This window comes from Ornithinicoccus sp., assembly GCF_057176825.1.
In genome coordinates this window covers 1,609,145-1,623,968 of record NZ_CM169976.1, presented here as the reverse complement: position 1 = coordinate 1,623,968, position 14,824 = coordinate 1,609,145, and the positions used below count along the sequence as shown (strand labels likewise).

General features: G+C 72.1%; 10 protein-coding genes and 1 pseudogene. 5 read left to right on the top strand and 6 right to left on the bottom strand.

What is annotated here, in order from left to right; genetic code table 11:
* Positions 1 to 88: 88 nt before the first annotated feature.
* The gene (locus AC1QRC_RS08260; RefSeq protein WP_484206291.1) at positions 89 to 946 is read right to left on the bottom strand and encodes an NAD-dependent epimerase/dehydratase family protein; all 858 of its coding nucleotides are present in this window, start codon (positions 944 to 946) and stop codon (positions 89 to 91) included.
* Between the two features lie 120 nt (positions 947 to 1,066).
* Here AC1QRC_RS08260 and AC1QRC_RS08255 point away from each other — a divergent pair, with 120 nt between their 5' ends.
* Positions 1,067 to 1,570, top strand: coding sequence for a MarR family winged helix-turn-helix transcriptional regulator (locus AC1QRC_RS08255; protein WP_484206290.1), 504 nt, complete (start codon positions 1,067 to 1,069; stop codon positions 1,568 to 1,570).
* 18 nt (positions 1,571 to 1,588) lie between these two features.
* Here the strand turns inward: AC1QRC_RS08255 and AC1QRC_RS08250 are convergent, their stop codons facing one another.
* Complete coding sequence (locus AC1QRC_RS08250) at positions 1,589 to 2,416, bottom strand: ChbG/HpnK family deacetylase (protein ID WP_484206289.1); 828 nt, start codon at positions 2,414 to 2,416, stop codon at positions 1,589 to 1,591.
* Positions 2,413 to 3,768, bottom strand: a complete 1,356-nt coding sequence (locus tag AC1QRC_RS08245; protein ID WP_484206288.1) for an MFS transporter — start codon at positions 3,766 to 3,768, stop codon at positions 2,413 to 2,415. The genes AC1QRC_RS08250 and AC1QRC_RS08245 overlap by 4 nt, the downstream gene beginning before the upstream one ends.
* Positions 3,769 to 3,920: 152 nt before the next feature.
* Here AC1QRC_RS08245 and AC1QRC_RS08240 point away from each other — a divergent pair, with 152 nt between their 5' ends.
* On the top strand, positions 3,921 to 5,405 hold the full coding sequence (locus AC1QRC_RS08240) for a DUF5129 domain-containing protein (protein WP_484206287.1): 1,485 nt from the start codon (positions 3,921 to 3,923) through the stop codon (positions 5,403 to 5,405).
* Between the two features lie 17 nt (positions 5,406 to 5,422).
* Here AC1QRC_RS08240 and AC1QRC_RS08235 read toward each other — a convergent pair whose 3' ends face one another.
* Together AC1QRC_RS08235 and AC1QRC_RS08230 are read right to left on the bottom strand one after the other, a co-directional pair.
* Positions 5,423 to 7,684 (bottom strand): ATP-dependent DNA helicase, encoded by a 2,262-nt coding sequence (locus AC1QRC_RS08235; RefSeq protein ID WP_484206286.1) that lies wholly within the window; start codon positions 7,682 to 7,684, stop codon positions 5,423 to 5,425.
* Positions 7,685 to 7,748: 64 nt separating this feature from the next.
* Positions 7,749 to 9,077 carry an 8-oxoguanine deaminase gene (locus AC1QRC_RS08230; protein WP_484206597.1) on the bottom strand — a complete coding sequence of 443 codons (1,329 nt, stop codon included), beginning with the start codon at positions 9,075 to 9,077 and terminating at the stop codon, positions 7,749 to 7,751.
* A gap of 299 nt (positions 9,078 to 9,376) precedes the next feature.
* Between AC1QRC_RS08230 and AC1QRC_RS08225 the strand changes: the two are divergent.
* Positions 9,377 to 10,936 (top strand): annotated as a pseudogene (locus tag AC1QRC_RS08225) (nucleobase:cation symporter-2 family protein).
* A 69-nt stretch (positions 10,937 to 11,005) separates the two neighbouring features.
* On the opposite strand, the gene AC1QRC_RS08220 reads toward AC1QRC_RS08225, so the two are convergent.
* Positions 11,006 to 11,884 (bottom strand): formate dehydrogenase accessory sulfurtransferase FdhD, encoded by an 879-nt coding sequence (locus tag AC1QRC_RS08220; RefSeq protein ID WP_484206285.1) that lies wholly within the window; start codon positions 11,882 to 11,884, stop codon positions 11,006 to 11,008.
* Positions 11,885 to 11,984: 100 nt separating this feature from the next.
* On the opposite strand from AC1QRC_RS08220, the gene AC1QRC_RS08215 reads away from it, so the two are divergent.
* Complete coding sequence (locus AC1QRC_RS08215; protein WP_484206284.1) at positions 11,985 to 14,312, top strand: FdhF/YdeP family oxidoreductase; 2,328 nt, start codon at positions 11,985 to 11,987, stop codon at positions 14,310 to 14,312.
* Between the two features lie 8 nt (positions 14,313 to 14,320).
* Complete coding sequence (locus AC1QRC_RS08210; RefSeq protein WP_484206283.1) at positions 14,321 to 14,821, top strand: P-loop nucleotide/nucleoside kinase family protein; 501 nt, start codon at positions 14,321 to 14,323, stop codon at positions 14,819 to 14,821.
* The last annotated feature ends 3 nt before the right edge of the window (positions 14,822 to 14,824 follow it).

Sequence of the window (14,824 nt, the reverse complement as noted above, 5' to 3'; positions counted from 1 at the left end):
GCTGCGTCGGCCGGGCACGCGCGGGAGGGCGCCACCGCCTCGCGGTGGCGCCCTCCCGCGCCGTGGGGGCGGCGCAGCCCCCGTGACGTCAGGCGCTCTGCGCTTCGGTGCCCTGGTCCGAGTCGCCCGACGCCCGGTAGGAGCCGGACCGGACGTCGGCCACCGCGGACGGCCGGGACGGCTGCCACCCGAACCGCTCGCGGGTCGCGGTCGCGGTGACGACCTGGTCGAGGGCCAGGGCCTCGGTGAAGTCCTCACCCAGGTGGGACGCCGCGTCGGCCCACACCTGGGGCTCGCCGGAGGCACCCACCGCCTCGGCGGCCGCGGCCGCGAGCTCGCGCACCGCGACGCTCTCCTCGGCCACGCCGTGGAAGATCCCGGTGCCGCCCTGGGTGAGGACCTCGACGTAGAGGTCAGCGAGGTCGTCGACGTCGACCATCGGCCAGCTCACGTCGGCGACGATGCGGGCGGCGCCGGTCGACCGGGCCCACTCGACGTGCATCGCGGGGATGCCGCCGCCACGGCCGTGGACGATCCCGGGCCGGATCACGGCGCCGCCGGCCCGCAGGACCTCCTCCTCGGTGCGGTCGCGGTAGCCGACGATCGAGATGGGCCGCGGTGGGGCAGCCTCGTCGGCACCGTCGGTCGTGCCGAGCACCCAGACCCCGCTGGTGTGGACGTAGCGGGGCGCCTTCGCCAGGGCTGCGACTGCCTCCGCGTCGGACCTCTCGTCGCCGGTCGGGGCCGCGACGTTGACGACACCGTCCACGCCCTCAACGGCCCGCTCCAGCGACGCGACGTCGGCGAGATCTCCGACCCGCACCTCGTAGCCCCTCCCGTTGCGGCCGGGCCGGGTGAGCTCCACGACCTCGTGGCCGCGCTCGGCCAACCGCTCCGCCACGACCGCGCCGATGTATCCCCGTGCTCCGATGAGCAGGACCTTCATGATGTGCCTCCTAAATGTTTGGTGTCGAAATATTAGACACATCGCTCCGATGCGTGTCAAACATTTTGATGTAGAAGTGTTAGAGTGGTCCCGACCAGCCGAGGAAAGGCACGGAGAGCCATGGCAGACCGGGACAGCGTGGATGCGATCCTCGATCAGTGGGCGGCGGCCCGCCCCGACCTGGACTGCAGCCCCGTGGCGGTGGTCGGCCGGCTCTCCCGGGCCGCCCGCCTGTTGGAGCGGGCCGTCCGCGACACACTCGCCGAGCACGACCTCGAGTCCTGGGAGTTCGACGTCCTCGCGACCCTGGAGCGGGCCGGCGCGCCGCACACCCTCACCGCGGGCCAGCTGAGCCGCACCGCCATGGTGAGCGCGGCGACCCAGACGCACCGGGTGGACCGGCTGGTGGCCCGCGGCCTGGTGCACCGCGAGGTCGATCCGGAGAGCCGCCGCCGCGTGCTCATCCGCCTGACCGGGGAGGGTCGCGCCCTGGTCAACCGGGCGATCGAGGCCCACGTGGCCAACGAGCGGGACCTGCTGTCCGGACTGACGGTGTCGGAGCAGCAGCGGCTCACCGCGACCCTGCGCCGGTTGCTGCTGTCTCTCGGCGACGCCGCGGACTGACCGGACCCGGGGACGGCGTCACCAGGAGGGCACCAGCTCCAGTCCCTCGGTCTCCAGCGCCCGGTGGAAGAGGGGATCGCGCAGCAGCCGCAGCTCCCAGCCGCGGACCACGCCGGCCGGTCCGGCGACGACCCCCTCGGGTGCGGGGTGCAGAAAGATCTCGCTGGTCCCCTCCGGCAGGTGCCCCAGGAGCCGCAGGTAGTCCTCGCGCAGGGAGCGGTAGGTCCCCGGGTCCCCCTCGCCGGACGGGCGCGAGGCGATGGTCGCCGGCAGCCGCACACCCAGCGCGTCCGCATACGCAACGGCCTGGGCGTGCTGCGCCCGAAGGGCCTCGTCCATGCCCCGGCCGAGGATGAGCCCGGCGTCCCGCGGCAGGCGGAAGTCGAGGCCCCGGGAGGCGCAGAACCGCAGCGCCCCGGCGAGGTAGGAGCGCCCGTGCAGGCCGTAGAGCGTCCCCGCGTGCGAGTCCAGACCGGTCGGCCGCAGACCCTGGGCCACCATCCAGTCCCACTGCGCCGCGACCTCGGCGATGACCTCGGCCGGGGTCGCCCGCGAACCCACCACCGCGGGATCGGTAGGCAGACAGCCGGCCCCGTCGGCCAGTGCGCCCGGGTGCGGCGACAGTGGCCGCCACGCGGGGAGCCCCCGCTCACTGGTCAGCGTCACGTGCAACCGAGGGAGGACACCCGCGTCCCGGCACGCGGCCGCGGCGGCCGCCGAGTCAGGAGCAACCGCGATCAGCGTGACTGCCGTGAGCGGCCCGGCTGCGAGCAGTTCCAGGACCGGCCCGGTGGTGGCGGACTCCCGGCCCAGGTCATCCGCGGTGAGGACGAGACGGCGGGTCATGGCGCCCGGTGGGGTGCGTCGGGCACGGCCGGGTCGGGGGTGCGGCGGTTCTCGGGGACGTCGATGCAGAAGGCCGCGACCGCCCCCAGGGTGGCCAGCAGGCACGGGTAGGCACAGACGTAGACCCGCCAGGCCAGGTCCGGCTGATCGCCGGGGACGGTGCCGGACTGGTAGCCGAAGAAGAACGCCAACGAGGCCAGCGCCGTGCCGGTCACGATGCCACCCAACCGGCCGAAGAAGCCGAAGGCGGCCAGGAAGATACCCTCCCGGTGCTGCCCGTGCACGGCCGCGTCCTCGTCCAGCACCCGGGCGATCACCAGGTCGTTGCTCGCCAGCATCCCCGAGTAGCCGACCCCCACGACCAGCCCGGCCAGCACGGCCGTCAGCAGGTCGCGGGCCAGGAAGAGGGGGACGAAACTGAGCGCCAGGAGCACGAACGCCGCCCGCCAGACGTACGGGGCCCCCTTGGCCCGCACGACCCGGGTCCACACCACCAGGAAGCCGACGGACGCCAGGATCACCACGCCCTGCAGGTACAGCGTCTGGGCGACGGGCAGGCCGAGGGCGTACCGGACGTAGAGCTGCACCCCGGTGAGCACGAGCCCCATCGCGCTCAGGTAGCAGGCGCTGGTGAGGCCGATCTGCCAGAAGCGCCGGTTGGTGACGATGACCCGGACGGTGGGCAGCAGGCGGGGCCGGTGCTCCTGCGCCGGACGGGGGTCCTCCCGCACGCCGAGGGCCATGAACACGATGACGGCGCAGGCCAGCACCCCGTAGAGGGCCGCGGTGGTGGTGAACCCCTCGGTCGTCGTCTCGGTGCCGAAGACCCGCGTGGTCAGCAGCGGGGTGACCGCCAGGGAGATGACGAGGGCCAGCAGCTGGAACGCCTGGCGCAGCGAGTTGGCCACCGCCCGCTCCCGCTCCCGTGGGAACAACTCGGGCAGCAGTGCCCCGTAGTTGGCGTTGAGCATCGAGTCGAACGCTTCGCAGAGGATGGCGAAGACGGTGAACCAGACGATGAGGCCGGCACCGTCGAGGGTCGACGGCGGCGCGAAGAAGGCGACCAGGCTGACGCAGAGCAGCGGCGCGCCGGCGAGGAGCCACGGCCGGCGTCGGCCCCACCGGGTGCGCGTCCGGTCGGACAGGAAGCCCAGCACCGGGTTGTCGACGGCGTCGATGATGGCGTAGACGACCATGACGACCCCGTAGACGCGCACGTCCAGGCCCAGCAGGTCGACGTAGAACAGGATCATCGAGCCCTTGATCAGGTTGATCGGGATGGAGGTCCCGAACATGCCGATCGCGTAGCGGGCCGGTCGGGTGGCCGGGGCTCCCGGTCCGTGCACGTTCACGGGTGTCAGCCTGCCACGCCGCCCCAGCCGGACCCGGTTGGCGTTCCCGCCGCGGTCTGTGGTGGGCTAGGTGCGGGAACCTGGGGCCGGCCGGCCCCGTCACAGACCAGGCACGACCACCCCGGTCGTGCGTGGCGCAGGGAGGAATCCGTATGTCGATCCGTCAGCGAGTCGTGGTGGGCACCGTCGCGTGTCTCGGCGTGGTCGGGGGCAGCGTGGGTCTGTATGCCGTCCAGGGGCCGGACCACGCGGCGACCGAGGTCCAGCTGGAGGACACCGCCGGTGTCATCTACGAGCCGGACCTGCGCGAGGCGATCGATGACATCCGGTTCTACGAGCCGACGACCGTCGCCGTGTTCACCCACCGGGGCGGGCCGGAGGCCCGCTATGACGACTACGCCCTGAACGACGCGGTCCTGGCCTACGCCCGGGAGACCCGGAACGACTGGCTCAGCGAGGACGAGCAGAAGTTCGCCCCCGACCTGTTCATCTTCGCCGTCGACCCCGAGGGCCGTCTGGTCGGCACCTACTTCGGGGAGAACCGCAAGGTCGGCGAGGGCACCCAGCTCGACATCCAGGACGCCGCCAAGGACGAGTACCGTCGGGGCCAGTGGACCGAGGGGACGATCTTGGGGGTGCAGGCCGGGGCGGACCGGATGAACGCCCCGGGAATCCGCACGACCGGGGGCACCATCGCCGCCGCCATCGCCTCGCTGCTCACCCTCGGGGGCGCCGGCGCCTACTACGGCGTGGGCAAGCGCCGGCAGGGCAAGAGCCGCTCGGCGCGGGAGACCGGCGACCGCAGCATGGCCAACGTGGTCCGGGACTACGAGGCCACCGAGATCCACGCCAAGCTGCTTCCCGAGGAGTCCCGGTACGGCGGGGCGATGCTGGAGCGCTACGACACCTACACCCACGGGTTCCGGGAGCTGACCGAGGTCGGCAACCAGGCTCGGTCTGTCCCAGAGCGCGACTACGACACGCCTGCGGCGCTGGAGACGCTGACCACCTACCGGGACAAGGCCACGTCGCTGGACGAGTTGGACGACGTCATCGCCGACACGGCGGCCCTGCTCAACAAGGACCAGGCCTGGCCCGAGGCCTGGGAGCGGCAGGTCGCACCGCTGCGGGAGGACCTGGCCAAGGTGGACTCCCTGATCTCCAGCACCCTGAACTCCTCGGCGCGGGGCGTCACCGAGGCCCAGTCGCTGCGCGAGTTCAGCTCGCAGGCCACGGCCGACCTGGAGCAGCTCCGGGGCGACCTGGAGAACGGCGCGGTGACCCCGGACGACGCCCTGGACCGGCTGCGCAACACGCGGGACGACCTCAGCGGGCACCTGGACCGGCTCGCCACGGCGGTGGCCAACGTGTCGGACTACTCCGCCTCCGAGCGCCGCACGATGGAGCGGCAGATGGGCGAGACCCGTCGGGAGCGTGTCGGGCGGCCCACCATCCTGACGACCTCCTACCCCACGTGGACGTGGTACCCGGTCGACTCCTTCCGTGACGGGTACAACTCGGGCACGCGCAAGGTCGAGCAGTCCCGGAGCTCCTCCTCGTCCTCGGGCGGCTCGACCTCGGGCTTCAGCAGCAGCGGCGGCAGCTTCAGCGGCGCCGGCAGCTCCTCCCGGTTCTGAACGGTCCCGGCGCCCGGTCAGTCACCCAGCGGTAGCGCCGCCGGGGCGTCCTCGCGGACGGTCTCGTCCGGGGCGAGCTCCACCTCGAGCAGGTTGAGGCGCGCGGTGACGACGTCGGGTGCCAGCTCGAGGTGATCGACCAGCTCCTCCAGGGTCAGGCCGGACTCCACCCCCTCGCGCAGCTCGGCGTCCTGGTCGGGCGTCCAAGCATGTCCGCCGGTGACCGCCGTGCGCGGTGACCGGGCGACCGGCGGCGGGTCCGCGACCGGTCCGAGTGCCGCAGTCTGCGGTGCACCACCGACACCGCGCACGCCGGGCTGCTGCACCGGCAGCGGGTCCGCGGCCGTCTCGTCGAGTCGACGCAGGGCGGACAGTACGAGCGCCCGGTCCGAGGTCGGCCAGAACGGCGGCAGCGAGCGCTGCAGGAACCCGGCGTAGCGGGCGCTCATCATGCGGGAGTCCAGGAAGGCGACGACACCCCGGTCGTCACCACGCCGGACCAGCCGCCCTGCGCCCTGGGCGAGCTTGAGTGCCGCGTGCGTCGCCGACACGGCCATGAAGCCGTTGCCACCCATCCGCCCGATGGCCTCGGACCTGGCCGAGGACAGGGGGTCGTCCGGTCGGGGGAAGGGGATGCGGTCGATGATCACCAGTTGGCAGGCCGAGCCGGGCACGTCGACGCCCTGCCACAGCGACATGGTGCCGAACAGGCAGGTCGTCGCGTCGGCGGCGAAGTCCCGCACCAGGGTGGCGGTCTGGTCGTCGCCCTGGCACAGCACCCGGATGCCGGTGTCGGAGAGCCTCTCGCGCAACTGCTCGGCGGCGGCCTCGGCGGCACGGCGGGAGCTGAAGAGGCCCAGCGTCCGACCGCCGGCAGCGCGCACCAGGTCTTCGATCTCCTCGAACACCTTCTCGGAGGTGCCGTCGCGGCCCGGTGCCGGCAGGTGCGAGGCGACGTAGGCGATCGCCTGCTGCGGGTAGTCGAACGGGCTGCCCACGTCGAGCCCCACCCAGGGCGGCGCCCCCTCCCCCCGCAGCCCGAGGGTGCCGGCGACGGCGTCGAAGGTGCCGCCGAGCTCCAGCGTCGCCGAGGTCATCACGACCGTCCGCTCGCCGAAGATCTTGTCCCGCAGCAGCATGGCGACGCTCATCGGGGCCACCCGCAGGACCGAGCCGCGGCGCGGGTCCTTGCTGACCCACGCGACGTCCAGCTCGCGCTCCTCCAGCAGCCGCTCGGCGGTGTCGAACACCTCCTCGATGGCAGCCCGCGCGATCTGCCGCCCGGTGTCGGCCTCGGCACCGGACTGCGGCTTGAGCTCGGTCTGCAGCCCGCGCGCCGCGTCGCGCACCGACGCCAGCACCATGGACAGCCGCTCCGGCAGGCCGTGCAGCCGCCCCTCCGGGAGCTCCTCCAGCACGGCCTGCACGGTGTCGGCCGCCTCGGTCAGCTCGGTGGTGTCGGCGTGCTTGCCGGCCCGCTTGGCCGCCACGGACACCGAGGTCGCCGTCAGCTCGTCGGTGATGGTGGAGGTCACCCGGTCGGTGAGCTCGTGTGCCTCGTCGATCACGAGGAGGTCGTGGTCGGGCAGCATCTGCCGGCCCTCGAAGGCGTCGATCGCCATGAAGCTGTGGTTGGTCACCACCACGTCGACGTCCCGCGCGGCGGCCCGGGACTGCTCGACGAAGCACTCCGCCGCCAGGGGGCACTTGGTGGCGCCCAGGCACTCCCGGGCGGACACCGACACCTGTCGCCAGGCCCGGGCGCTGACCCCGGGGACCAGCTCGTCCCGATCGCCGGACTCGGTGACCTCGGCCCACTCCCGCAGCCGGGTCACCTCGGCCCCGAGCCGCGAGGCCTCCCGGTCGACCGCGCCGACCGAGATGAGGCCCTCGTCCTCCTCGTCGGGGAAGCCACCGACCAGCTTGTGCCGGCACAGGTAGTTGGACCGACCCTTGACCAGCGCGAACGTCGGGAGTCGGCCGAGCACGGGGCGCAGCGCCTCGGCGATCCGGGGCAGGTCGCGGTCCACGATCTGCGCCTGCAGCGCCAGGGTCGCGGTCGCCACGACCGCCGGCTTGCCGGTGGCCACGGCGTGCGCGATCGCGGGGACCAGGTAGGCCAACGACTTGCCGGTGCCCGTGCCGGCCTGCACCAGCAGGTGCCGCTCGTCCTCCACCGCGTCCCGGACGGCGGTCGCCATCTGCTCCTGCCCCGGACGCTCGGTGCCGCCGACCGCGGTGACGGCGGCGTGCAGGAGGGCGTCCAGGTCCGGGGGCATGCCCCCAGGGTAGGCGCTGGGACCGACGGCGGTGGCCCGCCGTCCCCAGGCCGCGGCTGAGCGGTCAGCCCGCGACGAGGCGGCGCGCGGCGGCCGAGTGCTCGGCGATCAGGGCGGGCACGTCGAGTCCCTCGATGGCCCCGTCGGTCACCCTCCAGCGGCCGCCCACCATCACCCGGTCGGCGGTGTCCGCCCCGCACAGCAACAGCGCGGACAGCGGGTCGTGGCTGCCGGAGAAGCGCAGCCCCTCCAGCCGGAACATGGCCAGGTCGGCCTGCTGGCCGACGGCGAGCGTGCCCAGGTCGTCCCGGCCCAGGGCCCGGGCCGAGCCGCGCGTCCCCCAGGACAGCGCCCGCTGCGGGGTGACCTGCTCGGCGCCGTAGCGCAGTCGCTGCAGGTACATCGCCTGGCGGACCTCCAGGATCATGTTGGAGCCGTCGTTGGAGGCGGACCCGTCGACGCCGAGGCCGACCGGGGAGCCCGCCTCCTCCAGGTCCACCGCCCGGCAGATCCCGGACGCCAGCCGCATGTTCGAGCTGGGGCAGTGGGTCACGGCCGTGCCGGCCGCGCCCAGCCGCGCGACCTCCTCGTCGTCGAAGTGGATCCCGTGGCCCAGCCACACCCGGTCGGTGAGCCAGCCCACCGACTCCAGGTAGTCCACCGTGCGCATCCCGAACCGCTCCAGGCAGAAGGTCTCCTCGTCGATCGTCTCGGCGAGGTGGGTGTGCAGCCGCACGTCGTGACGCGCGGCGAGCTCGGCGCTGTCGGCCATGATCGAGGTCGTGACCGAGAACGGGGAGCACGGGGCCAGCGCGATCTGCACCATGGCACCCGCACCCCGCTCGTGGTAGCGCTCGATGAGCCGTTCGGAGTCGGCCAGGATGACGTCCGGGTCCTGCACGGTGCTCTGCGGCGGGAGACCGCCGTCCTCCTCGCCCAGGGTCATCGACCCGCGGGTGAGGGTGGCGCGCATCCCGAGGGCACGGACCGCCGCCACCTGGATGTCGATCGAGTCCTCCATGCCGTCCGGGAACAGGTAGTGGTGGTCCGCGGCCGTGGTGCACCCGGACAGCAGCAGCTCGGCCATCGCGACCGTCGTCGCCAGCTCCAGGTCGCGGGGTCGCAGCCGCGCCCACACCGGATAGAGGTTGACCAGCCAGGGGAAGAGCGGGACGTTCACCACCGGCGCCCAGGCCCTGGTCAGGGTCTGGTAGAAGTGGTGGTGGGTGTTGACCAGGCCGGGGACCACCACGTGCCCCGAGGCGTCGTATGTGGTGTCCGGGGTGGTCTGCGGGGTGCCCCCGGCGGGGACCACCTCGCAGATCGTCCCGCTGCCGGTGTCCACCACGAGGCCGCCGCCGGCGTCCTCGTCGGTGCCGGTCAGGATCGCCAGGGGGTGTGCGCATCCAGAGGAGGGTAGTCATCGGATCGCCTCTCGCTCACGTGTCGAGCGGGACCTGCCGGGCGGCAGGTGCCGCCAGCTCAGTGTGGTCCTGTCTGCTGATCCAGGAACCCGGGCCGCGACAAGTTGCCGACTCGGCCGGGTGAGCGCAGGCTAGCACCGGTGGATCGGCAGGGGTCAACCCCTTGACAGGGCGCAGAGCCCGGTCGTAAGTTTTGTCAAGCGAAACCTCGTATCTCGCATTGCGGAACGCTCAGCACCCGCTTCCTCGACTCAAAGGAGAGCCTGCCATGGCGGCAGACAAGACGACGACAGCCACCCCGCTGCGTCCCGAGGACGAACGCCTCCCGATCGGCAGCTCGTTCGCCTACGGCCTGCAGCACGTCCTCACGATGTACGGCGGCATCATCGCGGTCCCCCTCATCGTCGGCGGCGCGGCGGGGATGACCTCGACCGAGGTCGGGCTGCTGATCGCCTCCTGCCTGTTCATCGGCGGCCTGGCCACGATCCTGCAGTCCTTCGGGGTGCCGTTCTTCGGCTCCCAGCTCCCGCTCGTCCAGGGCGTCTCCTTCGCCGGGGTCGCCACGATGCTGGCGATCATGAGCTCCGACGGCGGGACCATCAACGACGTGTTCGGGGCGGTGCTCGTCGCCTCCCTCATCGGTCTGGTCCTGTGCGCCGTTCTTCGCCCAGATCATCCGCTTCTTCCCGCCCGTGGTCACCGGCGTGGTGATCACGACGATCGGCTTGACCCTGATGCCGGTCGCCGCCAACTGGGCCATGGGCGGGGACTCCAGCGCGGAGGGCTACGGCAGCATGGGCAACGTCGGCCTCGCCGCGCTGACCCTGCTCACCGTGCTGGTCCTGTCCAAGGTCAACAGCGCGACGATCTCCCGGCTCTCCATCCTGCTGGCCATCGTGCGTGGGCACCGTGGTCGCCGCGGTCACCGGCGTGGCCGACTTCTCCAACGTCGCGGACGGCTCGATCGTGGCCTTCCCCACCCCGTTCGCCTTCGGCTGGCCCACCTTCAACGCCGCCGCGATCATCTCGATGCTCATCGTCATCATCGTGACGATGACCGAGACCACCGCCGACATCCTGGCGGTCGGCGAGGTCGTCAAGACCAAGGTGAACTCCCGCCGTATCGCCGACGGCCTGCGCGCCGACATGCTCTCCTCCGCGGTGGCGCCGGTCTTCAACTCCTTCCCGCAGACCGCCTTCGCCCAGAACGTGGGCCTGGTCGCCATCACCGGGCGTGAAGAGTCGGTTCGTCGTGTCGGCCGGCGGTGTCATCCTCGTGGTCCTGGGGCTCTTCCCGCTCATCGGGCGCGTGGTCGCCGCCATCCCTACGCCCGTGCTGGGCGGTGCCGGGGTGGTCCTCTTCGGCACCGTCGCCGCGGCCGGGATCCGGACCCTGGCGAAGGTGAAGTACGAGAACAACATGAACCTGATCATCGTGGCGGTCTCGCTGGCGTTCGGCCTGATCCCCGTGGTCCAGCCGTCGTTCTACGACGACTTCCCCGAGTGGTTCAACATCATCTTCCACTCCGGCATCAGCTCGGCCGCGATCATGGCCGTGCTGCTCAACATCGTGTTCAACCACATCTCCGCGGGCAACCCCGAGAAGGCGTCGGTGTTCGTCGCCGGGACGCAGGTGCGCTTCGTGCGCCGGGACATCCTGGACGCCCTGGAGGACGGCGACTCGGTGGTCGACGGCAAGGTCGTGGACGCCGAGGGCGAGGAGGTCCCCGTCCTGACGCCGGAGAAGGCCGAGGAGGTCCAGGCCCAGCTCGACCGTGGTGAGATCAACAGCCGCGAGGAGCTCAAGCGGGTCTGCGACGAGCCCTGACCGGCACCCGCCAGCCCACGGGCTGCCCCGGACGGTGACCACCGTCCGGGGCAGTCACGGTTCCCGGGGTCACCGGACGCGCTCGCCGCGGCTGTAGACGTTGAGCTGTTCGCCGCGGTTGAACCCGATGACGGTGATGCCCTCCTCCTCGCCCAGCTCGACGGCCAGTGCCGACGGCGCAGACACCGCCGACAACACCGGGATGCCCGCCATCGCGGCCTTCTGGACCAGCTCGAACGAGGCCCTGCCGCTGACCTGGAGCACTCCGCCCCGGGCCGGGAGCAGGCCCTGCCGGAGTGCCCAGCCGACCACCTTGTCGACGGCGTTGTGCCGCCCCACGTCCTCACGCAGACACACCAGGTCCAGGGTGCCGGGCGACGGAGCCCCGGGCTCGTCGTCCGTCGCGTCCTCCCCCGGTCGGGCGGGCAGGAAGAGCGCGGCCGCATGGACCCCGCCGGTGCGGTCGAACACCCCCTGCCCCTCCCGCAGCCGGGCCGGCAGCGCCAGTAGGTCGGCCAGGGCGACCGTCGCACCGTCGCCCGCGGGATCGTGCCGGGAGACCTTGCGGACCGCCTCGATCGAGGCGGTCCCGCACACACCGCAGCTGCTCGAGGTGTAGACGTGCCGTTCCATCGAGGTGTCGGGCAGCGGCACCCCGTCGGCGAGCGTGACGTCCACGACGTTGTAGTCCCGCTCCCCCGATGCCGCGATCCCGGACCGGTAGTCCATCCGCACGACCTGCCCGTGCTCGTGCACCACCCCCTCGGACACCAGGAACCCGGCCACCAGGTCGAAGTCGTCGCCCGGCGTACGCATCGTCACGGTGAACGGCCGGCCCGCGAGACGGATCTCCAGCGGCTCCTCCCCGGCGAGCACGTCGGCCCGCTCCCGGACCGAGCCGTCGGCAGCCAGCCGTCGCACCCGCCAGCGCCGGGTCACCCGTGCCATCACCGCTCCCGTCCCGGGACGCCGGTCGCGCCCCACTGCATACGGTCGACGGTAGCCGTCCTCCCCGGCAGGCGTGCGCTCCGGTCGTTAGCATGTATCGATGACGACCAAGGGCATCGATGAGAGCGGCCTGAAGGTGGGCGAGCGCAAGACGAGCGCCGTGGGAGTGCCGGGGGTTGCCCACGCCATGGAGCACGTGATCCGTGAGATGGGCCCGGTCCGCGGGGCCAAGGGACTGCTCAAGCTGAACCAGACGGACGGCATCGACTGCATGAGCTGCGCCTGGCCGGACCCCGACGCGCCCGACCGCAGCCACGCCGAGTTCTGCGAGAACGGCGCGAAGGCACTGGCGTCAGAGGCCACCCGCAAGCGGGTGCGCCCGGAGTTCTTCGCCGAGCACTCGATCGAGGAGCTCTACGCGGCCGACGACTACTGGCTGAACCGGCAGGGCCGGATCACCCACCCGATGCTGCGGGAGCAGGGTGCCACCCACTACCGGCCGGTGTCCTGGGAGGAGGCCTTCCGGCGGATCGCCGACGAGTTGGGCCGGTTGGACTCCCCCGACCAGGCGGCGTTCTACACCTCCGGGCGCACCTCCAACGAGGCGGCGTTCCTCTACCAGTTGCTGGTCCGCGGCTTCGGGACCAACAACCTGCCGGACTGCTCCAACATGTGCCACGAGTCGTCCGGCGAGGCACTGGGCCAGACCATCGGCATCGGCAAGGGCTCGGTCACCCTGCACGACCTGCACACCGCGGGGCTGATCCTCATCGCGGGTCAGAACCCCGGCACCAACCACCCGCGGATGCTCACGGCGCTGGAGAAGGCCAAGGAGGGCGGGGCCAAGATCGTGGCCATCAACCCGCTCCCCGAGGCCGGGCTGACGCACTACCGCAACCCGCAGACGATCCAGGGTGTCATCGGCCGGGGCACGGTGCTCGCCGACGTGCACCTGCAGATCCGGCTCGGTGGCGATCTGGCGCTGTTCCAGGGCCTGGGCAAGGTGCTGGACGAGGCGGAGAAGGCGGGACGCCACACCCGCGGCATGTCCAGCGTCTTCGACCACGCCTTCATCGACGCCCACACCGAGGGGCTGGAGGGCTACCTGGCCAACCTGCGGGCCACCTCCTGGGCCGACATCGAGACCGCGTCCGGGCTGACGCAGGCCCAGATCCGGGAGGTCGGTGAGCTGCTGCTGGACTCCAACCGGACGGTGGTCGCCTGGGCGATGGGGCTGACCCAGCACCGGCACGCCGTGCCGACCATCAAGGAGATCGTCAACGTCGTGCTGCTGCAGGGCAACCTGGGCCGGGCCGGCGCAGGCCTGCTCCCGGTGCGGGGGCACTCCAACGTCCAGGGCGACCGGACGATGGGCATCTTCGAGAAGATGCCCGACGCGTTCCTGGACCGGCTGGACGTCGAGTTCTCCTTCGCCAGTCCCCGGGCGCACGGGCACGACACGGTGAACACCATCCGGGCTATGCGGGACGGGCGGGTGCGGTTCTTCATGGCCATGGGCGGCAACTTCCTCAAGGCCTCCCCCGACAGCGACGTCACCGAGGCCGCCCTGCGCTCCTGCTCGATGACGGTGCAGGTCTCCACCAAGCTCAACCACTCCCACTTCGCCCCCGGCGAGACCGCCCTGATCCTGCCCACCCTGGGTCGTTCGGACCTCGACGTGCAGGCCGCAGGCCCGCAGCGGGTGACCGTCGAGGACTCGATGTCGATGGTGCACGCCTCGCAGGGCAACCTGACGCCCCCCAAGGGCGACCTGCTCTCGGAGGTCGCGATCGTCAGCCGGCTGGCGCGTGCCCTGTTCCACGACGAGGACGGTCGTCCCCGGCCGGGGACTCCCCGGGCCGACTGGGCCGGCTACGAGGACGACTACCGCCTGATCCGGCGGCACATCGCCGGGGTCGTGCCCGGGTTCACCGACTACGAGGAGCGGATCGACCACCCGGGCGGGTTCAAGCTGCCGCACGGCCCCCACGACGTGCGGACCTTCCAGACTGCGAACGACAAGGCTGTCTTCACCACGACGGAGCTGTGGTGGCCGGAGGTGCCGGAGGGACGGCTGCTGCTGCAGACGATCCGCTCCCACGACCAGTACAACACCACCGTCTACGGCCCCGACGACCGTTACCGCGGCATCAAGGGCGGTCGTCGGGTGGTGCTCGTCAACCCCACCGACCTCGCCGAGCTGGGATTCGCCGACGGCCAGGTCGTCGACCTCGTCTCGGAGTTCAGCGACGGCGTCGAGCGCCGCGCCCCCGGCTTCCGGGTGATCGCCTACGACACCACGCGCGGGTGCGCCGCGGCCTACTTCCCGGAGACCAACGTGCTGGTGCCGTTGGACTCCACCGCGCTCGACTCCAACACCCCCACGAGCAAGTCGATCGTGATCCGCCTGGAGCCCGCCGAGGAGTGAGCGCCGGTATGCCGTCAGCCGGCCCGGGCGCCACCGTGCACCTGCTGTGCGGGCTCAACGGGGCCGGGAAGAGCACCCACGCGCGACGCCTGGAGCAGGAGTGCGGCGCCCTGCGGCTCTCGCTGGACGAGTGGATGATCGCGCACCATCCCGGCCTGTCGTTCGACGCCCCCGGCTACGGCGCCCTGGCGGAGGAGGCCAAGGAGGCCCTGTGGTCCCGGGCGCTCCCCGTGCTGGCCGCGGGCCGGGACGTGGTGCTGGACTGGAACCAGTGGAGCCGCGAGCGGCGCGCCACCTGGCGGGACCGGGCGCTGGCGGTGGGCTGCCGACCGCTGTTGCACGTGCTCGAGGTCGACCTCGCGACGGCGGTGGACCGTGCCCGGCGGCGCGCCGAGACCGGGGAGCCGGGCTCCCACGTGCTCGCCGAGGAGGACATCCGGCAGCTCGCCTCGATCCTGGAATGGCCCTCGGCGCAGGAGCAGATCCCGGTCCGCAGGGTGCGGGGGTAACCC